The sequence below is a fragment of the Albimonas pacifica genome, from assembly GCF_900113695.1.
Taxonomy (GTDB): Bacteria; Pseudomonadota; Alphaproteobacteria; order Rhodobacterales; family Rhodobacteraceae; genus Albimonas; species Albimonas pacifica.
The window spans coordinates 162,183-184,049 of sequence record NZ_FOQH01000002.1; the positions used below are offsets into that span (position 1 = coordinate 162,183).

Below are 21,867 nucleotides of genomic sequence, written 5' to 3' on the forward strand. Positions count from 1 at the left end.
CCCCCGACGCGGCGGTCGGACAGGGTCGACGGGTCCTCCCTCCCGCCGCGCCTGCCGCGACCTCCGGGCCTGCGCCGCGCCTCCCTGCGGCCGCCCCGGACGGTCCATGAGCCCCGACCGGTCCTCCCTCCGGTCGGGGCTTTTTCGTCTCCGGGCCGAGGTTGATGCGACGGAAACCCGCGCGGCGCCTCTGTTGCGCCGCAGCAGCGGTTTCGGTAGCGAACGGGCGGCCGGGCCCCGCGCGCCCGGGTCCGCCTTTCCGCGGCGAGCGCCGCCCCGTCTCCGCCTCTCGCCGGCCCCGGCCCGAGCCGAGCCCTCCCGCGCCCCCCACGGGCGCCCCCCGGACGGCCGCCGCGCAAGGCCCCCAACCCGGAGCGCCCATGATCTCCTTCGCCGCCTATCGCGATTCCTGGATCGGCAGCCCCCGCGCCGACCTCCTCTCCGGCCTCGTGGTGGCGCTGGCGCTGATCCCCGAGGCGATCGCCTTCTCGATCATCGCGGGCGTGGACCCCAAGGTCGGGCTCTACGCGTCGTTCTCCATCGCGCTGCTGACCGCCATCGCCGGCGGGCGGCCGGGGATGATCTCGGCGGCCACCGCGGCGACCGCGGTGCTGATGGTGACGCTGGTCAGGGACCACGGGCTGGAGTACCTGCTCGCCGCCACGGTGCTGGCGGGCGCGCTGCAGGTGCTGGCGGGGGCGGCCCGGCTGGGTCGGGTGATGACCTTCGTCTCCCGCTCGGTGATGACGGGGTTCGTGAACGCGCTCGCGATCCTGATCTTCATGGCCCAGCTTCCGGAGCTGACGGGCGTCACCTGGATCACCTACGTGATGGTCGCCGCCGGGCTGGGGGTGATCTACCTGTTCCCGATGGTCACCAAGGCGATCCCCTCGCCGCTGGTCTGCATCCTCCTGCTGACGGCGGTCTCGCTGACCTTCGGGCTCGACGTGCGCAGCGTCTCGGACATGGGCGAGCTGCCCACGACCTTCCCGGCCTTCGCGGCGCCCGACGTGCCGCTCACCCTCGAGACGCTGCAGATCATCCTGCCCTATTCGCTGGCGGTGGCCGCGGTGGGGCTGCTGGAAAGCCTGATGACCGCCAACCTGGTGGACGAGCTGACCGACACGCCTTCTTCGCGCACGCAGGAGTGCATCGGCCAGGGCGTCGCCAACTTCGCCACCGGCTTCATCGGCGGCATGGCGGGCTGCGCGATGATCGGCCAGTCGATGATCAACGTGAAGTCGGGCGGGCGCGGGCGCCTCAGCTGCGCCTTCGCGGGCGTGATGCTGCTGATCTTCTGCGTGATGCTGGGCGACTGGGTCGGGCTGATCCCGATGCCGGCGCTGGTCGCGATCATGATCATGGTCTCGGTCGGCACCTTCTCCTGGTCCTCGATCCGGGACCTGCGCACGCATCCGCGGTCGTCCTCCGTGGTGATGCTCGCGACCGTGGCGGTGGTGGTCTACACCCACAACCTGGCGCTGGGCGTGCTGACCGGCGTGCTGCTGTCGGGGATCTTCTTCGCCGGCAAGATCGCCCAGATCTTCCGCGTGACCTCCGAGCTCTCCGCCGACGGGCGCCATCGCGCCTACCGGGTCGAGGGGCAGGTGTTCTTCGCCTCGGCCGAGCGCTTCGCCGCCGCCTTCGACTTCCGCGAGGCGCTGGAGCGGGTGACCATCGACGTCTCCGCCGCCCACATCTGGGACATCTCCTCGGTGGCGGCGCTGGACATGATCGTGTTGAAGTTCCGCCGGGAGGGGGCCGAGGTGGAGATCCTCGGCCTGAACGAGGCCAGCTCGACCATCGTCGACCGGCTGGCGGAGCACGACAAGCCGGGCGCGCTCGACCGCCTGGCCGGACACTGAGCGCGAAACGCGCCGGGAGGAGGGGAACATGAGCGGCAAGCTGGTCGCCCTGGTCGACGGGTCCGAATATTCGCGCAGCGTCTGCGAGCACGCCGCCTGGCTCTCGGCGCGCACCGGCCGCTCGGTGGAGCTTCTGCACGTCATCGGCCGGCGCCATGCCGCCACCGGGGACTTCTCGGGCGCCATCGCGCTCGGGGCCCGGACGGCGCTGCTGGAGGAGCTCTCCGAGCTCGACGCGCGCATGGCCCGCCTCGCCCAGACCCGGGGCCGCGCGATCCTGGAGGACGCGGAGGCGATCCTGAAGGGGCAGGGGATCGAGACCTCCTCCCGCCTGCGGATCGGCGACCTGCTCGACGAGGTGCAGGAGGCCGCGGCCGACGCCGACATGGTGGTGATCGGCAAGCGCGGCGAGGCGGCGGACTTCGCCAGGGGGCACCTCGGCTCGAACCTCGAGCGGGTGGCGCGGGCGGCGGACCGGCCGGTCTTCGTGGCCTCGCGCGCCTATCGGCCGATCTCGAAGGTGCTGGTGGCCTTCGACGCCGGCGCCTCGGCGCTGAAGGCGGTGGACCACATGTCCCGCTCGCCGACCGCGGTCGGCCTGCGCTTCCGCCTGGTCTTCGCCGGCGCCGAGACCGCCGAGAGCCGTCGGGCCCTGGAAGGCGCCGCGGCGATCCTGGAAGGGGCGGGCCTGGCGGTGGAGACCGCGATCCTGCCCGGGACCCCGGCCACCGCGGTGGTCGAGGACGCCGAGCGCTGGGGGGCGGAGATGCTGGTGATGGGGGCCTACGGCCATTCCCGCATCCGCTCGATGATCATCGGGTCCGTGACCGAGGAGCTGCTGCGCGGCTGCCGGCTGCCGGTGTTCCTGTTCCGCTGAGGGGCGGGGTCGTCGGCCCACAGGCGCCCTGCGGGCGGGCTGGGCTGCGGGGCGCCCGGGGGAGGGGCTCTCCCGCACGGGCTGGCCGGGGAGCCTCCGGCGGGCTCCTGACTCACCAAAGAACAAGCCCCGCGCCTGGTCTCCGGACCCGTCTCTCGCCGATGGATGCCTGAGCGACTCGCCCGACGCGGTCAAGGACAAGCCGCGCAAGCGCGGTCGCTTCGCGATCCTTGACCGCGTCGGGCGAGTCGCTCTTCACGGCATCCGCGAGAGACGGCTCCGGAGAACAGGCGCTCCCCGGCGGGCCTGCGGGCGGGGGCGCCCGGGGCGCGCGCCGGGGCGCGGAGGGCGCGGGTTCAGCGCTTCTTCTGGCTGGAGCCGCGGTAGGCGCGCGTGCCCGCCTTGCCGGCGGTGGAGCGGCCGCGGGCCTTGGTGGCTTCCTCGGCGGCGGCGTCGACGGCGGACTGGCGGGCCAGCGGGTCGTCGGCGATGGCGAGCTCGACCGCCTCCAGCCGCTTGATCTCGTCGCGCATCCGGGCGGCTTCCTCGAACTCCAGGTTCTCGGCGGCCTTGAGCATCTCCTTGCGCAGCTGGTCGAGGTGGGCCTGCAGGTTGGCGCCGGGCTTGGGGCCCTTGTCGATCTTCGCCGTGATCCGGGCGGCGTCGGTGTCGCCCTTCCACACGCCCTCCAGCACGTCCTCGACGTTCTTGCGGATCGTCTGGGGGGTGATCCCGTGCTGTTCGTTATAGGCCTGCTGCTTCTCGCGCCGACGGTCCGTCTCGCGCATCGCGCGCTCCATCGAGCCGGTGATGCGGTCGGCGTACATGATCACCCGGCCGTCGGCGTTGCGCGCCGCGCGGCCGATGGTCTGGATCAGCGAGGTCTCGGAGCGCAGGAAGCCTTCCTTGTCCGCGTCGAGGATCGCGACCAGCCGGCACTCGGGGATGTCGAGCCCCTCGCGCAGCAGGTTGATGCCGATCAGGATGTCGAAGGCGCCCAGACGCAGGTCGCGGATGATCTCGATCCGCTCGATCGTGTCGATGTCGGAGTGCATGTAGCGCACCCGCACGCCCTGTTCGTGGAGGTATTCGGTCAGGTCCTCGGCCATGCGCTTGGTGAGCGTGGTGCACAGCACCCGGCCCCCCTCCTGCGCCACGCGCTTCACCTCGTCGAGGAGGTCGTCGACCTGCGTCTCGACGGGCCGGATCTCGACGGGCGGGTCGAGGAGGCCGGTGGGGCGGATCACCTGCTCGGTGAACACGCCGCCCGTCTGCTCCAGCTCCCACGCGGCGGGGGTGGCGGAGACGAAGACCGACTGGGGGCGCATCGCGTCCCATTCCTCGAACTTGAGGGGGCGGTTGTCCATGCAGCTGGGCAGGCGGAAGCCGTGCTCGGCCAGGGTGAACTTGCGCCGGTAGTCGCCCCGGTACATGCCGCCGAGCTGGGGCACGGTGACGTGGCTCTCGTCCGCGAAGACCAGGGCGTTGTCGGGGATGTATTCGAAGAGGGTGGGCGGCGGCTCGCCCGGCGCGCGGCCGGTGAGATAGCGCGAGTAGTTCTCGATGCCGTTGCACACGCCCGTGGCCTCCAGCATCTCGACGTCGTGGTTGGTGCGCTGCTCGAGGCGCTGGGCCTCCAGCAGGCGGCCCTCCTTGACCAGCTGGTCGAGGCGCATGGCGAGCTCGGCTTTGATCCCCTTCACCGCCTGCTGCATCGTCGGGCGCGGCGTCACGTAGTGACTGTTGGCGTAGATGCGCACCTTCTGCAGGTCGGCGATCCGCTCTCCGGTCAGGGGGTCGAACTCGGCGATCGATTCGAGCTCCTCGCCGAAGAAGGAGAATCGCCAGGCGCGGTCCTCGAGGTGGGCGGGCCAGACCTCGAGGGAATCGCCGCGCACCCGGAACGTGCCGCGCGCGAAGGCTGCGTCGTTGCGCTTGTACTGCTGCGCGGTCAATTCGCGCATGATGTCTCTAAGATTGTAGTCATTCCCCGAGATCAGGTCCTGGGTCATCGCGCCGTAGGTCTCGACCGCGCCGATGCCGTAGATGCAGCTCACGGAGGCGACGATGATGACGTCGTCGCGCTCCAGCAGGGACCGGGTGGCGGCGTGGCGCATCCGGTCGATCTGCTCGTTGATCTGGGACTCCTTGGCGATGTAGGTGTCCGATCGTGGAACATACGCCTCGGGCTGGTAGTAGTCGTAATACGAGACGAAATATTCCACGGCGTTGTTCGGAAAGAACCGCTTGAACTCTCCATAAAGTTGTGCGGCCAGCGTCTTGTTCGGCGCGAGGATGAGCGCAGGGCGCTGGGTCTGTTCGATCACCTTGGCCATGGTGAAGGTCTTGCCGGTGCCGGTGGCGCCGAGCAGGACCTGGTCGCGCTCGCCCGCCTCGACGGCGGCGGCGATCTCGGCGATGGCGGTGGGCTGGTCGCCGGCGGGCTCGTACTCGGTGACCATCTCCAGGCGCACGCCGCCCTCGAGCTTCTCGCGCTTGCGCGGCTCGGGGATGGTGACCAACGAATCCACCGACATCCTTAACCCTCTCTTCACCGTTTTACCCGAGATTGGCCTTGTCGCGGGGTTAATCAAGCGCCCGCCGGAAGAACGGAGGGTCAAGCGAACATCCCAGGCGACACACGCACAGGTTGAAATTCTTGTTGTCCACGCGTCCCCATGGGACGTATGGTTCAAGTGGACCAACAAGAAGGATCGCCGGCCGGGCGCGGCACCACCCACCCCACCCCTCGCTCCCAAGCGTTCGGTCGGCGATCACCCTATACCGCGGAAGCACAGACTCCGTGGACCTTGCGAACGGACGAGGCGAGACGCCGCCGTCCGGGCCGGTCGCCGACAAGGCGACCGGCCTTTTTCTTGTCCGGGCAGCGGAGGGATTGCAAGACGCGAGGGCTTGCGCCGGCCGGGCTTCCGGGCTTCCGGGCTTCCGGGCTTCCGGGCTTCCGGGCTTCCGGGCTTCCCAGCTTCCCAGCTTCCCAGCTCGCTGGCCGCTCGATCCTTCGACTGCCGGAAGCGCGGCCTCCCCGCACCGGGGCAGGGAGCCTGGCGCCCGGCGGGCGGAGGCGGCCCGCTTCGTTGATCGGGATCGGCCGAGCCGAAGACCAGGGCGTCGTCCTCGCATTCGGCATGGTCGAAGCATCCGAGCGTCCGCGGCGGCGACGCGAGGCGGGGGCGGCGCAGACGCCCTGACCGCTCGGCATCGCGGGGCGGCCTGGGCGCCCGGGGGGGCGTCACGTCATGCGGCGGCGCCGTGGGCGGGCGCCGCGGCACGTCTCTTCGAGGCATGGGCCAGGAACGGAGACGTATCCGCTGCCGCCGGGACCATGGGGTCGGCTCCGCCGTCCTGGCTGGGGGAGGATGCAGCCTCGCCGCACCGCCGCTTCGATCCGTCTCGAGGCATCCCCGGCCGTCCCCGGCCGCAAGGTCGCGTCCCGCGCGCCGCCGACGCTCCGCAGGGGAGCGCCGGCGGCGCCGCGGGTCCGTCGCGCGGACGGGGTTCAGTCGTCCGCCGCGTCGGCGCGCGCCCGGCCTGTCCGCCGATGTCGGGACCTCGCGGCCCGGGCGCATCCTTCGCGGCCCGACCGCGTCGCGGGGTGCGTTCCCGCAACGGACCGGGCGAGGCCGCCGGCCCCCGCCGGCGTCGCCTCCCGTCCCCTCCGCACCCGGGCGAGCCGCCATGCCGGCCTTAGGGGCCCGCCTGGCGTCGCCGCCCGCGGCGCTGCGGCCGCGGCGGTCGGTGCGGATGTCGGACGTCGTCCGGACTTCGATCCGGGCGGCCGCCCGGCGGGGCTTCAGCCCTCGGCACGGCCATCGATCACCTGTCCCTCGCGCTCGCGGAGCCGCGGCCGTCCACCCCTGGTCGGCCGGTCGTTCCGCGGTGCGTCGACGCTCCTGCGTCGGGGACCGTCGTCTCCCCGGAGGCCTGCGCCTCCGTCACCCAGCAGCGGTTATGCGGTGATTCCCTTTCCCAAGCCTTGCCGCAACCGCGATGTCGCGCGCATTCGAAGCATCGCAACGCCTTGCCCGCGTTGCATTTCGAGACCGAGTCCCCCGGCCGGGCGCCCGCCGCCGCCGCCCGCGCGGCTTCGCCCGCTTGCCCTTCGCGCCGCGCCGCGGCATATCCGGCGGGAAGGTTTCAGGAGGGCGTCCGACATGCTCGCGCGAATCTACCGTCCCGCGAAGACCGCCATGCAGTCCGGCGTGGCCCGCACCCACGTCTGGGTGCTGGAGTTCGCTCCGGAGCAGGCGCAGCGCATCGACCCGCTGATGGGCTGGACCGGCGGCGGCAGCACCCGCAACCAGGTGCGCATCGAGTTCCCCACCAAGGAGGCCGCGCTGGACTACGCCCAGCGGCACGGCATCCCCGCCCAGGTGCAGGAGCCCAAGGCCCGCAAGGTCAACGTGCGCCCCAAGGGCTACGGCTCGAACTTCGCGTTCGAGCGTCGGGGCGCCTGGACCCACTGATCGCGGCGCCGGACGAAAAAGGCCGCGCCCGGACCCCGGGCGCGGCCTTTTTCATGGGCGAGCGCCCTCAGCCCCGGGCGATCCAGCCGCCGCCCAGCACCCGCGTGCCCTCGGTCGCGTAGAAGACGCAGGCCTGGCCTGGCGCGACGCCCTGTTCGGCCGCCGCCAGCTCCACCTCGACCCCGCCGCCGGGCAGGGGGCGCAGGCGGGCGGGCGCGGGCGGGCGGGTCGAGCGGACCCGCGCCTCGATCTCCCAGCCGCCCTCGGGGGCGGCCTCCATCGCCTCGTCGCCCAGCCAGTTCACCTCCTTGAGGGGGATCCGGCGGATGCCCAGCGCCTCGCGCGGGCCGACGATCACGCGCCGCGTCTCGGGGTCGAGGCGAATCACATGCAGCGGCTCGCCGGTGGCGACGCCCAGGCCGCGACGCTGGCCGACGGTGAAGCGCAGAAGGCCCGCATGCTCGCCCAGCACGCGGCCGTCGAGATGCACGATCTCTCCCGGCTCGGCCGCTCCGGGGCGCAGCTTCTCGATCACCGAGGCGTAGTCGCCGTTGGGCACGAAGCAGATGTCCTGCGAATCGGGCTTGTCGGCGACGCCCAGCCCGAACTCCGCCGCCAGCGCCCGGGTCCGGGCCTTGGAGCCGAAGCCGCCCAGCGGGAAGCGCAGGTAGTCGAGCTGCTCGCGCGTGGTGGCGAAGAGGAAATAGCTCTGGTCGCGCGCCGGGTCCGCGCCGCGGTGCAGCTCGGGCCCGCCGGGCCCCTCGATCCGCTGCACGTAGTGACCGGTGGCGAGGCAGTCGGCGTCGAGCTCGCGCGCGGTTTCCAGCAGGTCGCGGAACTTCACCCGCTCGTTGCAGCGCACGCAGGGGATCGGCGTGGCGCCGGCCAGGTAGCTGTCGGCGAAATCGTCGATCACCGCCTCGCGGAAGCGCGATTCGTAGTCGAGGACGTAGTGCGGAAAGCCCATCGCCTCGGCCACGCGGCGGGCGTCGTGGATGTCGCGGCCCGCGCAGCAGGCCCCCTTCTTCGCCAGCGCCGCGCCGTGGTCGTAGAGCTGCAGGGTCACGCCGACCACGTCGTAGCCGTCGCGCGCGAGCATCGCCGCGACCACAGAACTGTCGACGCCTCCCGACATCGCCGCGACCACGCGCACGTCGGCCGCCGGGCGGTCGAATCCCAGCGGCGTCGGGGCGGAAACGGGGGCGTGCAGGGTCATCACGGAGCCTCCTCAGCAAGGCCCGCAGATACGCGCCAGCGCCGATAGGAACAACCCGAACTATAGAGTTTCGGCCTTTTACCTTCGTGAAATCGGCTCCGGCTAGCTTCGGCCTCGGGTGAGTGAACTGCTTGTGGAGCGACACAATGCGTATCGAAGCGAACGTCCGTCCGGATTCCGTCGTCGGCCCCGACGGCATGCGCATTACGCGCGCCGATCTGCCGAGCCCCTCGACCCGCCGCTGGGTCGCCCGGCGCAAGGCGGCGGTGGTGGCCGCCGTGAAGGGCGGCCTGATCACCGCGCAGGAAGCGCGCGAGACCTGGGGCCTGTCCGAAGAGGAGCTCGACGGCTGGCTCGAGGCGGTCTCCCGCCACGGGATCAACGCGCTGCGCACCACGGCGCTGCAGCGCTATCGCTCGACGCGGGGATGACCGCTCAACCGGGAGGTGAATGTTCCGTGACAATTCCGCTTAACTCGCGTTAAGGTGGTAACAGACCGTTTACCTTTCTAACGCAGGGTCAGTGGACGCACCCATTCCTGCACGGAGGAGCGTACATGCGCGTCCTATTGATCGAAGACGATCCGGCGACGGCGCAGAGCATCGAGCTGATGCTCCGCAACGCCAACCTGAACGTCTACGCCACCGACCTTGGCGAGGAAGGCATCGACCTCGCCAAGCTCTACGACTACGACCTGATCCTGCTGGATCTGAACCTGCCGGACATGACCGGGTACGACGTGTTGAAGAAGCTTCGCGTGGCGAAGATCGACACGCCGATCCTGATCCTGACGGGGTTCGACGACACCGAGCACAAGATCAAGGGCTTCGGCTTCGGGGCCGACGACTACCTCACCAAACCCTTCAACCGGGACGAGCTGATCGCGCGGATACACGCGATCGTGCGCCGCTCGAAGGGACATGCCCAGTCGATCATCGAGACGGGCAAGATCAAGGTGAACCTCGACGCCAAGACGGTGGAGGTCGACGGGCATCCCGTCCATCTCACGGGCAAGGAGTACCAGATCCTGGAGCTTCTGAGCCTGCGCAAGGGCACCACGCTGACCAAGGAGATGTTCCTCAACCATCTCTACGGCGGCATGGACGAGCCCGAGCTGAAGATCATCGACGTCTTCATCTGCAAGCTGCGCAAGAAGCTGTCGGGCGCGACCGGCGGCGACAACTACATCGAGACGGTCTGGGGGCGCGGCTACGTGCTGCGCGACCCGACGCCGATGGCCGCGCCTCTGGCCGCGGCCGAGGTCGGCTGAGGGCGACGCTGCGTCGGACGGGGGAGGGAGAAGCCCTTCCCCCCGGCGGAGCTTGACGGGCGGTTGGCCGGCCTACATGACGAGCGTTCCGAAACCGGGAGGATCGCATGTCGGCCGAAAACGTGCAGGACGCCGAACCCAACCCGAAGCCCCGCACCGATGCGAGCGCCGAGCCCGGCGCCGGCCCCGCGGCCGGCGCCGGTCCCGTCCCGGACGGCTCGGAGCAGGCGGCGCCGGGACGCGAGCGCGGCGACGGGCTCGACCTCGAGGACGGCGCCCATGCGGGCACGCCCGTGGCCGAGCTGGACGAGGCCGCGGCGCGCGCCGAGCTGGCGCGGCTCGCCGACCTTCTCGGCCGCTTCGATTCCGCCTATCATCAGGACGACGCGCCGCTGGTCGACGACGCGGCCTACGACGCCCTCAAGCGTCGCAACCGCGAGATCGAGGCGCGGTTCCCCGAGCTGAAGCGCGACGATTCCCCCTCCGAGCGGGTGGGCGCCGCGCCGGCCGAGGGCTTCGGCAAGATCCGCCACCGCGTGCGGATGATGAGCCTCGCCAACGCCTTCGACGACGCCGACGCCACGGATTTCGTCGACCAGGTGCGCCGCTTCCTGGGCCTGGGCGCCGAGGAGGAGGTGGCGCTGGTCGCCGAGCCCAAGATCGACGGCCTGTCGCTGAGCCTGCGCTACGAGAACGGCGTCCTGGTCGAGGCCGCCACCCGCGGCGACGGCGAGACCGGCGAGAACGTCACCGCCAACGCCCGCACCGTCGAAGATATCCCCGAGACCCTCGCCGACGCGCCCGGGATCCTCGAGGTCCGCGGCGAGGTCTACATGTCCCACGCCGACTTCGCCGCGCTGAACGCGCGCCAGGCGGAGCAGGGCGCCAAGACCTTCGCCAACCCCCGCAACGCCGCCGCCGGCTCGCTCCGCCAGCTCGACAGCTCGATCACCGCCTCGCGTCCGCTGCGCTTCTTCGCCTATTCCTGGGGGGAGCTCTCGGCGCCCCTGGCCGAGACCCAGGCGGGCGCGCTGAAGCGGCTGGAATCGCTCGGCTTCCAGGTGAACCCCCTGGCGAGGCGGGTGGCGACGATCGCGGAGGCGCTCGCCCATTACCGGCGCATCGAGACGGAGCGGGCGGACCTCGGCTACGACATCGACGGCGTGGTCTACAAGGTCGACCGGCTGGACTGGCAGCAGCGGCTGGGCTTCCGCTCGGCGACCCCGCGCTGGGCCATCGCGCACAAGTTCCCCGCCGAGCTCGCGACGACCGTGCTCGAGGACATCGAGATCCAGGTCGGGCGCACCGGCGCCCTCTCCCCCGTCGCGCGCCTCAGGCCGGTGACGGTGGGGGGCGTCGTGGTCTCCAACGCCACGCTCCACAACGAGGATTACATCGCCGGCCTCGGCGCCAAGGGCGAGCGGATCCGCGAGGCGGACCTGCGCGTGGGTGACACCGTCACCGTCTACCGCGCCGGCGACGTGATCCCCAAGGTGCTGGACGTGGACCTCTCGCGCCGGCCCGCGGACGCGACGCCCTGGACCCCGCCCGGGACCTGCCCCGCCTGCGGCTCGCCCGCCGTGCGCGAGCCCGGCGAGGCGGTGCGCCGCTGCACCGGCGGCCTGGTCTGCCCCGCCCAGCAGGTCGAGCGCCTGCGCCATTTCGTGTCGCGCAACGCGCTCGACATCGAGGGGCTGGGCGCCAAGCAGGTGGAGCTGTTCCACGCCCTCAACTGGATCGGCGAGCCCGCCGACATCTTCACGCTCGAGGCCCGCGACGGCGCCGGCAAGCTGATCGCCGCGAGCCCCGAGACCTTCCTCGAGCGGCTGGCGGGGCTCGAGCGGCGCGACCAGCTCGCCGCCGAATACCGCGCCCTGCTGGCCCCGCTGGGGATCGAGATCCCGCAGGGGGAGGCCGACGCCGCGCTCCGCGCCGCGGCGGAGGCGCTGAAGACGCTCTCGACGACCCCGCTGGCGGAGGTGAAGGGCTTCGGCGCGGTCTCGGCCCGCAACCTCTTCGCCTCGATCGACGAGCGGCGGCGCATCGACCTCAACCGGCTGATCTTCGGGCTGGGCATCCGCCATGTCGGGGAGGTGGCGGCGATGGACCTCGCCCGGCTCTACGGCGGCTGGGCGGAGATGACCGAGGCGCTGGACCTCGCCCGTCCCGCGGCGCTCGCCCACCGCGCCGCCGACGCGGCCGAGGCCGAGGAGCGTCGCGCCGCCCAGGAGGAGGGACGGCGCGCCGCGCTGACCAAGGCGCGCAAGGCGGCCTGGGACGCGGCCGAGGTCCCCCCCGAGGCCGAGGCGGCCTGGCGCCACCTGGTCGACGCGGACGGCGTCGGCCCGACGCTGGCGCTTTCCCTCTCCGACGGGTTCGCAGGCGCGGAGGAGCGCGCGGCGATCGACCGGCTCGCGGCCCTGCTGACCCCGGTCCCGCCCGAGGCGCAGGCGACCGACAGCCCCGTGGTCGGCAAGACCCTCGTCTTCACCGGCACGCTCGAGAAGATGACCCGCGTCGAGGCCAAGGCCCGGGCGGAGGCGCTGGGGGCCAAGGTCGCGGGCTCGGTCTCGGCCAAGACCGACCTGGTGATCGCGGGGCCGGGCGCCGGCTCGAAGCTCAAGAAGGCCGAGGAACTGGGCGTCGAGGTCATCTCCGAGGACGACTGGATCGCGATGGCCGGCGCCTGATACGGTTTCCCGCAGGGCGGCGGGCCGCCGCGGCCCCGGGCATGAAGGCGTGAGATGACCGAGATCGAGCTGAAGTTCCTGCTGGACGAGGCGGGGGAGGCGGCGCTGCGCGCCTCGCCGGCGCTCAGGCGCCTGGCGCAGGGCGCGGCGCGGCGGCGCAAGCTGCGCTCGATCTATTTCGACACGCCTGACGGGGATCTGCGCGCCCATGGCTTCGCCCTGCGGCTGCGCAAGGTGGGGCGGGGCTGGGTGCAGACGGTGAAGGCCGGCGCCCATGCCGCGGGCGCCGGCCTGTTCTCGATGCGCGAGGCGGAGACGCCGGCGCCGGGGGGGCGGCTCGACCTCGACCTGGTGCCCGACCCGGGCCTGCGCGAGGCGGTGCGCCACGTGCTGGGCGACGCCCCCCTCAACCCGGTGTTCGAGACGCTGATCGACCGGACCGAGCGGGTGCTGGCCGTGCCCGGGGGGGAGGTGGAGCTCGCCATCGACGTGGGCGAGGTGGTGGCGGGCGACCGGCGCGCCGGCTTCCGCGAGGCGGAGCTGGAGCTGAAGTCCGGCGCCCCCGCCGCGATCTACGAGGTGGCCCGGGCGCTGTTCGAGGCGGTGCCCGCGCGGTTCTCCGAGATGTCGAAGGCCGGCCGCGGGCACGCCCTGACCCTGGGCCGCCCGGCGCTGCCGCCGCTGGAGCCGCGCCGGGCGCGGCGGCCCGCGCTCGATCCCGCGGGCACCACCGAGGCCGCCGCCGCGCGGATCCTGCGCGAGTGCCTGGCCCAGATCGACGCCAACGCGGCGGTGGTCCTGGCCTGCGACGACCCCGCCGGGCCCCACCAGCTCCGCGTCGGTCTGCGCCGCGCCCGCTCGGCCCTGTCGCTGTTCGGCCCGGCGCTGGCGGGGCCGCAGGCCGAGGCGCTGGGCGCGGCGGCGCGCGATCTCGCGGCCGCGGCGGGGGAGCTGCGCGACCTCGACGTGCTGGCGACCGAGATCCTGGGGCCCGCCGCCGCCCTCGCCCCCGCCGACGCCGCGGGCTTCGAGGCGCTGGCCGAGGCCGTCGCCGCGCGCCGCCTCGCCGCCCGGCAGGCCCTGCGCGCGACGCTGGCGGGGCCGCAGGCGCGCCGCCTGCTGATCGACCTCTCGGCCTTCGTCGAGCTGCGCGGCTGGCTGCGCCCCACCGACCTCGCCCAGACCGCGCAGCTCGCCCGCCCGGCGGGCGAGACCGCCGCCGCGGCGCTGGGCAAGCGCTGGAAGAAGGTGCGCCGGCAGGCGCGGGAGCTGGAGAGCCTCGACGTCGAGGCCCGGCACGAGCTGCGCAAGCAGTTGAAGAAGCTGCGCTACGGCGTCGATTTCTTCGGCCCGATGTGGCCCGGCGAGAGCGTCGCCCCCTATGCCAGGGCCCTGCGACGGCTGCAGAACGTGTTCGGCTCACTCAACGACATCGCCATGGCCGAGGCCCGCCTGACCGGCCCCGGGGCGCCCTGCGCCGACCATCCGGCCGCGCAGCGCGCGGTGGGGCGGATGCTGGGCCGGATGGAGATGAAGGCCGAGGCGGACTGGACCCGCGCCCTCGCCCGCTGGGAGGCGCTGGCGGCGTTGAAGCCGTTCTGGAAATAGACGCGCCGGACCCCGGCGCGCCCGCCGGAGCGCCCCCGCCCGCGGATCCCGCCGCGGGCGCGGGCGGCGCTCAGGCCGGGTCGCCCTCGATCGAGCCGGAGTTGCCGCGATAGCGCATCGAGGCGGTGGCGGTGGCGATCAGGTTCCCCCGGTCGTCGGTCAGCCGCGCCTCGGCGAAGTAGCTCTTGCGGCCGCCGCCGGTGACCCGGCCCTCGGCGATCAGGCGGGCGCCGGAGGGGCGGCCGATGTAGTTCACCGTCAGCGACAGGGTCATCACCTTGCGCGCGCGGCCGGGGTAGGGGCACCAGCTCCCCGCGAAGCCCATGGCGGTGTCGAGCAGGGTCGCGTGCACGCCGCCGTGGGGCAGGCCCTGGCGGTTCTGGTGCCGCGTCTCCAGCGGCATCTCCACCCGGCAGAAGTCCTTCTCCCAGGCGACGATCTCGTAGCCGAGCAGCTCCTGGTAGGGATAGGTCGCCTCGGCGGCGATGGGGTCGTAATCCAGCGGCGGCTCGCCAAGGATCTCGGCGGTCTTCATGCGCACGAAGCTCCGTCTGTTGGGGGGCGCGGGGCGCGTCCTGCCGACCGGGCGGCAGGTCGAGCGTTCCGCGCCAGAGTCCGCCGCGCGGCGCCCGCGGTCAAGCCGCCCGCGCCGCGGCACGTCGCCTCGCAGGTGCAGCATCGACCCGGGAGCGGCGGGGCGGCGGGGCGGGGACGCCCTCGCCGCGAGCCCGGAACCGCCCGCCATACCGGGCGGCGGAGGCGGCGGCCCCTCCCGGCGCGTCGGTCGGGCAGGAGCGGCGGGCCGGGTCCATACCGCACGATTGAAAACCGCGCCGCGCGCTTCTAGCGTCGAAGCGCCCGGCGCCGGCCCGCCCGCCGCCGCCGCCGCCCCCCGCTCCGGGAGACCCGAGATGACCGACGCCGACGCCCGCCGACCCCGCCGCCCCTGGGAGGCGCACTACCCGCAGGGCGTCCGCTGGTCCGTGCCGCTGAGCGAGCAGACCGTGCCGCAGATGCTGCGCGACTCCGCCCGGCTCCACGCCGGGCGCACCGCCCTGATCCACCGCGAGACCTCGCTGACCTGGGACGCGCTCGCCGAGCGGGCCTGGCAGGTCGCCAACGCCTTCCGGCGCGACGGGCTGGGGCGGGGGGACGCGGTGGCGATCTACCTGCCCAACACCCCCTTCCACCCGGTCCTGTTCTTCGGCGCGCTGGCCGCGGGCCTGCGGGTGACGATGCTCAGCCCCCTCGACCCGATCCGGGTGCTGGCCCACAAGATCGAGGATTCGGGGGCCGCGACCCTCGTCACCCTCAACCTGCCCGAGATGACCGAGATGGCGGTGCGCCTGCTCGACCAGGGCGCCTGCGCGCGGACGATCCTGTGCGACGAGGACGACTGGGGCCCGTTCCCCGCGCCGCTGGCCGAGACGCCGGGGCGCGCGGACGTGATCCGCTTCGCCGACTGGACCGCGGGGGTTCCGACGGACGTCCCCCCGCTCGACGGCGATCCCGACGACGTGGCGCTGCTGCAGTACACCGGCGGCACCACCGGCCTGCCCAAGGGGGCGATGCTGACGCATCGCAACCTGCTCGCCGCCGTGGCGGCGGTGCGGGAGTGGTCGGACGGGACCTACGGCACGCCCGACCGGCAGATCACCCTGTGCGTGCTGCCGCTGTTCCACATCTACGCGCTGATCGTGATCCTGCTGTCCTCGACCCGGCTGGGGGGGACGCTGGTGCTCAGGATGCGCTTCGACGCGGGCCAGACGCTGCGCGACATCGAGCATCACCGCGTCACCTACTTCCCCGGCGTGCCCACCATGTGGATCGCCATGGCCAACCACCCCGAGATGCAGAGCCGCGACATCACCTCGCTGATGAACTGCGGCTCGGGCGGCGCGCCGCTGCCGGTCGAGGTGCAGATGACCTTCGAGCGCGCGACCGGCCTTCCGATCCTGGGCGGCTGGGGGATGACCGAGACGGCGGCGGCCGGCACTTCGATCCCCCGCGGGACCCAGCACTCCAAGCCCGGCACCATCGGCGTGCCGCTGCCCAACGTCGAGCTGAAGGTGGTCGACGGCGACGACCCCGCCCGCGACCTGGCTCCCGGCGAGATCGGCGAGATCGCGGCGCGCGGGCCCAACATCTCGGCCGGCTACTGGAACCGCCACGACGCCACCGCCGAGAGCCGCGGCCCCGACGGCTGGTTCCTGACCGGCGACGTGGGGCGGATGGACGAGGACGGGTTCTTCTGGCTGGTGGACCGCAAGAAGGACCTGATCCTGTCGGGCGGCTTCAACGTCTACCCGCAGATGATCGAGCAGGCGATCTACGAGCATCCCTCGGTCGCCGAGGTGCTGGTGATCGGCCGCCCCGACCCCTACCGGGGCGAGAGCGCCGCCGCCTACGCGACCCTGAAGCCGGGGCACGAGCCCTTCACGCTCGAATCCCTGCAGGCCTTCCTGAAGGACCGGCTGGGGCGCCACGAGATCCCCCGCCTGCTCGCCTTCCGCGAGGCGCTGCCGCGCACCACGGTCGGCAAGCTCTCGCGCAAGGACCTGCGCGACGAGGTCGAGGCGGAAGAGGCCGCGGCCGGAGGCGCGGCTCAGGCCGCCGCGTCGTAGAGGGCGCGGTAGCGCCTCGCCATCCGCTCGGGCGCGAACCGCTCCAGCGTGCGGGCCTGCAGCGGGCCCGCCAGCGCCACCCGGGCGGCGTCGTCGGCGAGGATCCCGCCCAGCCGCGCGGCCAGCGCCGCGGGCTCGGAGGCGGTCAGCAGCGCGTCGCCGTCGGGCTTCACCACGCTGCGAAGCGGCGGGATGTCGAAGCCCATCACCAGGGCGCCGGCGATCGCCGCCTCCATCGCCACGGTCGGCATCCCCTCCCAGCGGGAGGTCATCGCCAGCACCTTCGTGCGGCCCATCACGGCCTGGGTCTCGGCCAGGGCCATGCCGTCGTGGCGGGTGAAGTTCTCGAGCCCCATGCGCTCGGCCAGGGCGTCGACCTCCTGGGCCATTTCGCCGGCGCCGATCATCACCACCCGGGGCGCGCGCCCCTCGAGGCGGGGCAGGGCGGCCACGGTCTCTATGAAGGCCTGGGGCCATTTCTGGTAGACCAGCCGGCCCACGAAAAGCACGTCCACGTCGCGCGGCGCCTCGGGCGAGGGCGAGGGCAGGCGCATGCCGTTCTCGATCACCTCGGCCGGGCCGCGGTGGCGCAGGCCGTGCTCGGCGGCGAGCGCCGCGTCGGAGTCGGAGACGAACGCGGTGCCGTCGACGCGGCGCGCCAGCAGGTGCTCGATCCTGCGGCGCATCCCCAGCGGCCCGGGCTGGGCGAGGCCATGGAAGCCGTGGACGGTGTAGATCACCGTCAGCGAGGGCCGGGCGAGCTTGGCGAGACTTGCCGCCATCGCCGCCCGGCTGCCGTGGGCATGGGCGACGTCGCCGGGCCTTGCGTGCCGCAGGATGTCGGCGGCCATCGCCACGGGCGAGCCGCGCCCCGGGAACGCCCCGATGCGGTGCGGCAGGCCCGCGAAGACCTCGCGCATCCGCGGGTCGGCGTTGACCGGCAGCAGCGCCTCGTGGCCGCCGGCCTCGCCGATCTCGTCGAAGGCCTGCAGCAGGCGGGCGATCATCACCCCGCCTCCGCCCAGCTCGTGATCCGGCATGATGTGCCACACGCCCATCTCGGTCTCCCGATCGTTCCGCTCGCACGAATGGGTAGCGCGGGCGGGCCGGCCGCGCCATGGGCGCGACGCCGCGGAGGTCGCTGCGTCAATGTCGCCGCGGCGCCGGATTCCGATACGCGGGGGGCTCGCGAAGTCTCACATACCCGCAAGAAGGTGCTGGAAATGGTTGAAAAGCGGCTGAAAGGCGATTGTCGGGGCGGTTTACGTCTGGTTTAGTCGGCCCCATCGCCGGCCAGGGGAAGGGAGCCCCGTACGTCGGCGTCGACATCGCAGGGAGGATCTCATGGAGAGACGCCAGTTTCTTAAGGGCGCCGCGCTTGGCGGCGTGGCCGCGTCCGCGCTCGCGGCGCCGGCCATCGCGCAGGAGCGCAAGGAAATCATCATCGTGTCGACCTGGGGCCGGGACTTCCCGGGGCTCGGCACGTCCGCCCAGCGGCTCTCCGAGCGCATCACCCAACTGTCCGAGGGGCGGCTGGTCACGCAGTATTTCGCCGCGGGCGAGCGCGTGGGCGCGTTCGACGTGTTCGACGAGGTCGCGTCGGGGAACGCGCAGGCCTACATCGGCGCGGACTACTACTGGGTCGGCAAGCACCCGGCCTGGGCCTACTTCACCTCGGTGCCCTTCGGCATGACCAACACCGAGTGGAGCGCCTGGATCAAGTTCAAGAACGGCCAGGCCCTGTGGGACGAGCTGGGGGCCGAGTTCGGCCTCAAGTGCCTGCCCGCCGGCGCGACCGGCACCCAGGCCGGCGGCTGGTTCAACAAGCTGATCGAGACGCCCGACGACCTGCGCGGCCTGAAGATGCGCATTCCCGGCCTCGGCGGCTCGGTGATGTCGAAGCTGGGCGTCTCCACCGTCTCGCTGCCCGGCGGCCAGATCTACGAGAACCTGGTCTCCGGCGCCATCGAGGCGACCGAGTGGGTGGGGCCCTACAACGACTACTTCATGAAGCTCTACGAGGCCGCGAAGTACTACTACACCGGCGGCATGCACGAGCCGGGCGGCGGTCTCTCCTTCGGCATGAACGCCGGCTTCTGGGGCGGTCTGACCGACTGGGAGAAGGCGCTGATCACCGCCGCCTGCTACGAGGAGCTCGCCAACCAGGCCGAGGAGGCGATCGCCAACAACGGCGTCTACCTCAACCGTCTGGTCAACGACCACGGCGTGCAGGTCGAGTCCTTCTCGGACGAGGTCTGGGACGCCTTCGGCGAAGCCTCCGAGGAGGTCTTCGAGGAGACCGCCGACCACTCGCCGCTGGCCAAGAAGATCAACGACGACTTCCAGGCTGCGCTCCGCGAGGAAGGCCGGTTCATGAAGAACTTCGAGATGACCTTCGTGAACCAGCGCAACCGCGTGCTCGGCCTCTGAGGCCGCGGCCCGTCTCCGGCGCCGCCCCCCGGGCGGCGCCGCTTCCGGCGGACGTGCGCGGCCCGCGGCCGGGCCGTCCGCCGTTCCGGTTCAGCGTCGCGCCGTCCCTCGGTCCCCCGGGACCGGCGGCGGCCGGCGTCCGCGCCGGCCGCTCCCCTTCCCGCCGGCGCGCCGGCGGGCAGGCGAGCGGCCGGGACCGACAGCCCCCTCCCCGACACGGAGCGACGAAGGACGCGATGCGCGAAGGTCAGGCCAGTTCGGCGTCCGGTCCGGGGCGCGCCCAGCCCCGCGGCGCCGCCGCCGGCCGGGACGGCGACTCGGACGCCCGCAGGGCCTGCCCCCCGCGCCCCGCGCCGGGCGCGGCCGAGGCGCCCGCCGGCGTCGGCCTGACGTCGGGGCGCCTTTCGTTCAGGTGCATGACGTTGCGACAGATTTCGCAGAATCGTGCGGCTCCCTTAGAAAATTTCGTTCCGGCGCATTGCGGCGCAACGGGCGCGACGGTAACTCCGCGGCGACACTCGGATCGGGGGCGTTCCCCGGACCGTTCCACGACCGCAGGAGTTCCCGATGGACCGTCGCCTGTTCCTGAAGGGCGCCGCGCTGGGCGGCGCCGCCGCCTCGACGCTGGCCGCCCCCGCCCTCGCCCAGTCGCGCAAGGAGATGATCATCGTCTCCACCTGGCCGCGCGACTTCCCCGGCGTGGGCATGTCGGCGCAGCGCCTGGCGGAGAACATCACCCGGATCTCCGGCGGCCGGATCCAGACGCAGTACTTCGCGGCGGGCGAGCGGGTCGGCGCCTTCGACGCCTTCGACGAGGTCGCCTCGGGCAACGCCCAGGCCTACTCGGCGGCCGAGTACTACTGGGCCGGCAAGCACCCGGCGTTCTCCTACTTCTCCTCCGTGCCCTTCGGCATGACCAACCCGGAATGGGCCGCCTGGCTGAAGTTCCGCGGCGGGCAGGAGCTGTGGGACGAGCTCTCGGGCGGCTTCGGCATCAAGGCGCTGCCGGCGGGCTCCACCGGCGCCCAGGCAGGCGGCTGGTTCAACAAGGAGATCGAGTCGGTCGACGACCTGCGCGGCCTGACCATGCGCATCCCGGGCCTGGGCGGCGCGGTGATGTCGAAGCTCGGCGTCTCGGTGGTCTCGCTGCCCGGCGGCCAGATCTACGAGAACCTGGTCACCGGCGCGATCGCGGCGACGGAGTGGGTCGGGCCCTACAACGACTACTTCATGAAGTTCTTCGACGCGGCGAAGTACTACTACACCGGCGGCATGCACGAGCCGGGCGGCGGCATGTGCATGGGCTTCAACGCCCAGTGGTGGGCCGACCTCTCCGAGGAGGAGAAGGCCATCGTCACCGCGGCCTGCGAGCAGGAGTTCGCGAACTCCTACAACGAGGCGACGGCGCTGAACGGCGAGTACCTCAAGCGCATGGTGGACGAGAACGGCGTGCAGCTGCGCAGCTTCTCGGACGACGCCTGGGAGGGCTTCGGCGAGGCGGCGGAGGAGGTCTTCGAGGAGACCGCCGACCACTCCGACCTGGCCGCGCGGATCAACGCCGACTTCCAGGAGAACCTGCGCAGCCTCGCGGGCTACATGAAGGACTTCGAGGTGGGCTTCGTGAACCAGCGCAACCGCGTGCTGGGGCTCTGACCCATCTGCATCTGCCGGCCGGTTTCTTGACCGCCGGCAAGGACCTACGCTTGACTTCGGACGCGGACGGGGGTTTTCCCCCGTCCGCGATTTTCTTTCCAGGGAGGTGCGGATGATCGCGGCCGACGATCCCACCCGGCGCATCGGGCGCGCGGGCGGCAACGATGGCGTGGACCGGCTGTTCCGGTGCCTCGCCTGGGCGAACCTGGCGGTGCTCGCCGCTTTCGTGATCCAGGTCTGGCTGGTCCAGATCGTGGGCGTGCCCGGTCCGGCCGAGGCGCTGGCGGGCGGCGGCGACCTGCGCAGCTGGCTGCTGGTGCTGATGTACCCGCTGGCCGCCCTCGTGGGCTGCGCCTGGGTGCTGCGCACGCCCGTCATCGGCCTGCGCGAGGATGCGGACCGCATCACCGCCTTCAATTTCTGGCTGATCCGCGGCGCCTTCTTCGCCGTGCTCTACGTGGGCCTGGTGGACGCCGCGATCTCGTTCTTCCGGGTGGAGGGGATGCTCGACGAGCTCGTCGGCGCCGCGCTCGAGACCGAGCTGGGCCGGCCGCAGTTCCGCGGGGCGGTCATCCACCTGCCGCTGATCGCGCTGGGCTTCGTCACCGCCTTCTTCACCCGCACCCTGGGCTTCACCTGGCTCGCGCTGATGATCGTGGTGGCCGAGCTGCTGATCGTGATCACGCGCTTCATCTTCTCCTACGAGCAGTCGTTCATGGGCGACCTGGTGCGGTTCTGGTACGCCGCGCTGTTCCTGTTCGCCTCGGCCTACACGCTGCTCGAGGAAGGGCACGTGCGCGTGGACGTGTTCTACGCCAGCTTCGGGCTGAAGCGGCGCGGGCTGGTCAACGCGGTCGGCGCGATCGTGCTGGGGACCACGCTGTGCTGGACGATCCTGGTGCTCGGCATGGGCTCGCGCACCTCGATCATCATGGCGCCGCTGCTGAACTTCGAGGTCACGCAGACCAATTTCGGCATGTACGTCAAATACCTGATGGCCGGCTTCCTGGGCATCTTCGCGATCTCGATGATGATCCAGTTCGCGGCGATGGCGCTGGACGCGGTCGCCGACCGGCGCGGCGATCCGGGCCACAAGGACCACGAAGGCGCGGCCGTCTCCTGAGGGGACGCGACGAGGGACGGACGAGAC

At 72.2% G+C, this 21,867-nt stretch carries 15 protein-coding genes; 11 read left to right on the forward strand and 4 right to left on the reverse strand.

Annotation, left to right across the window (positions count from 1 at the left end; all coding sequences use genetic code 11):
* The first annotated feature begins 380 nt into the window (after positions 1-380).
* Both BM064_RS03600 and BM064_RS03605 read left to right on the forward strand, forming a co-directional pair.
* A complete protein-coding gene (locus BM064_RS03600; RefSeq protein ID WP_092857977.1) occupies positions 381-1,865 on the forward strand; it encodes a SulP family inorganic anion transporter in 1,485 nt (494 codons plus the stop codon).
* A 28-nt stretch (positions 1,866-1,893) separates the two neighbouring features.
* Positions 1,894-2,742, forward strand: coding sequence for a universal stress protein (locus BM064_RS03605; protein ID WP_092857979.1), 849 nt, complete (start codon positions 1,894-1,896; stop codon positions 2,740-2,742).
* A 356-nt stretch (positions 2,743-3,098) separates the two neighbouring features.
* Here the strand turns inward: BM064_RS03605 and uvrB are convergent, their stop codons facing one another.
* Positions 3,099-5,279, reverse strand: a complete 2,181-nt coding sequence (gene uvrB, locus BM064_RS03610) for an excinuclease ABC subunit UvrB (RefSeq protein WP_092857981.1) — start codon at positions 5,277-5,279, stop codon at positions 3,099-3,101.
* Between the two features lie 1,635 nt (positions 5,280-6,914).
* On the opposite strand from uvrB, the gene BM064_RS03615 reads away from it, so the two are divergent.
* Entirely contained in the window at positions 6,915-7,226 is a 312-nt protein-coding gene (locus BM064_RS03615) for an ETC complex I subunit (RefSeq protein WP_092857983.1), read from the forward strand.
* A gap of 67 nt (positions 7,227-7,293) precedes the next feature.
* Here BM064_RS03615 and mnmA read toward each other — a convergent pair whose 3' ends face one another.
* Positions 7,294-8,442 carry a tRNA 2-thiouridine(34) synthase MnmA gene (gene mnmA / locus BM064_RS03620; protein WP_092857985.1) on the reverse strand — a complete coding sequence of 383 codons (1,149 nt, stop codon included), beginning with the start codon at positions 8,440-8,442 and terminating at the stop codon, positions 7,294-7,296.
* 146 nt (positions 8,443-8,588) lie between these two features.
* Here mnmA and sciP point away from each other — a divergent pair, with 146 nt between their 5' ends.
* The 4 genes from sciP (at position 8,589) to BM064_RS03640 (ending at position 14,010) form a co-directional block, all read left to right on the forward strand.
* Positions 8,589-8,873, forward strand: a complete 285-nt coding sequence (sciP, locus tag BM064_RS03625) for a CtrA inhibitor SciP (RefSeq protein WP_092857987.1) — start codon at positions 8,589-8,591, stop codon at positions 8,871-8,873.
* Between the two features lie 125 nt (positions 8,874-8,998).
* On the forward strand, positions 8,999-9,712 hold the full coding sequence (gene ctrA, locus BM064_RS03630) for a response regulator transcription factor CtrA (RefSeq protein ID WP_092857989.1): 714 nt from the start codon (positions 8,999-9,001) through the stop codon (positions 9,710-9,712).
* 107 nt (positions 9,713-9,819) lie between these two features.
* Positions 9,820-12,402, forward strand: coding sequence for an NAD-dependent DNA ligase LigA (ligA, locus tag BM064_RS03635; RefSeq protein WP_177236133.1), 2,583 nt, complete (start codon positions 9,820-9,822; stop codon positions 12,400-12,402).
* Between the two features lie 54 nt (positions 12,403-12,456).
* Positions 12,457-14,010, forward strand: coding sequence for a CYTH and CHAD domain-containing protein (locus BM064_RS03640; protein ID WP_092857991.1), 1,554 nt, complete (start codon positions 12,457-12,459; stop codon positions 14,008-14,010).
* A 70-nt stretch (positions 14,011-14,080) separates the two neighbouring features.
* Here BM064_RS03640 and BM064_RS03645 read toward each other — a convergent pair whose 3' ends face one another.
* Positions 14,081-14,545, reverse strand: coding sequence for a PaaI family thioesterase (locus BM064_RS03645; RefSeq protein WP_092857993.1), 465 nt, complete (start codon positions 14,543-14,545; stop codon positions 14,081-14,083).
* 376 nt (positions 14,546-14,921) lie between these two features.
* Between BM064_RS03645 and BM064_RS03650 the strand changes: the two genes are divergently transcribed.
* Positions 14,922-16,634, forward strand: coding sequence for an AMP-binding protein (locus BM064_RS03650; protein WP_092857995.1), 1,713 nt, complete (start codon positions 14,922-14,924; stop codon positions 16,632-16,634).
* Here the strand turns inward: BM064_RS03650 and BM064_RS03655 are convergent.
* Positions 16,616-17,692: a glycosyltransferase family 4 protein gene (locus BM064_RS03655; RefSeq protein WP_092857997.1), complete on the reverse strand. Its 1,077-nt coding sequence runs from the start codon at positions 17,690-17,692 to the stop codon at positions 16,616-16,618. The genes BM064_RS03650 and BM064_RS03655 overlap by 19 nt on opposite strands.
* Before the next feature lie 286 nt (positions 17,693-17,978).
* Between BM064_RS03655 and BM064_RS03660 the strand changes: the two genes are divergently transcribed.
* From BM064_RS03660 to BM064_RS03670, 3 genes are all read left to right on the forward strand, one after another.
* Positions 17,979-19,064: a TRAP transporter substrate-binding protein gene (locus BM064_RS03660; RefSeq protein WP_092857999.1), complete on the forward strand. Its 1,086-nt coding sequence runs from the start codon at positions 17,979-17,981 to the stop codon at positions 19,062-19,064.
* Between the two features lie 567 nt (positions 19,065-19,631).
* A complete protein-coding gene (locus BM064_RS03665) occupies positions 19,632-20,717 on the forward strand; it encodes a TRAP transporter substrate-binding protein (protein WP_092858001.1) in 1,086 nt (361 codons plus the stop codon).
* A 112-nt stretch (positions 20,718-20,829) separates the two neighbouring features.
* On the forward strand, positions 20,830-21,840 hold the full coding sequence (locus BM064_RS03670; RefSeq protein WP_092858003.1) for a TRAP transporter small permease subunit: 1,011 nt from the start codon (positions 20,830-20,832) through the stop codon (positions 21,838-21,840).
* Positions 21,841-21,867 lie beyond the last annotated feature (27 nt).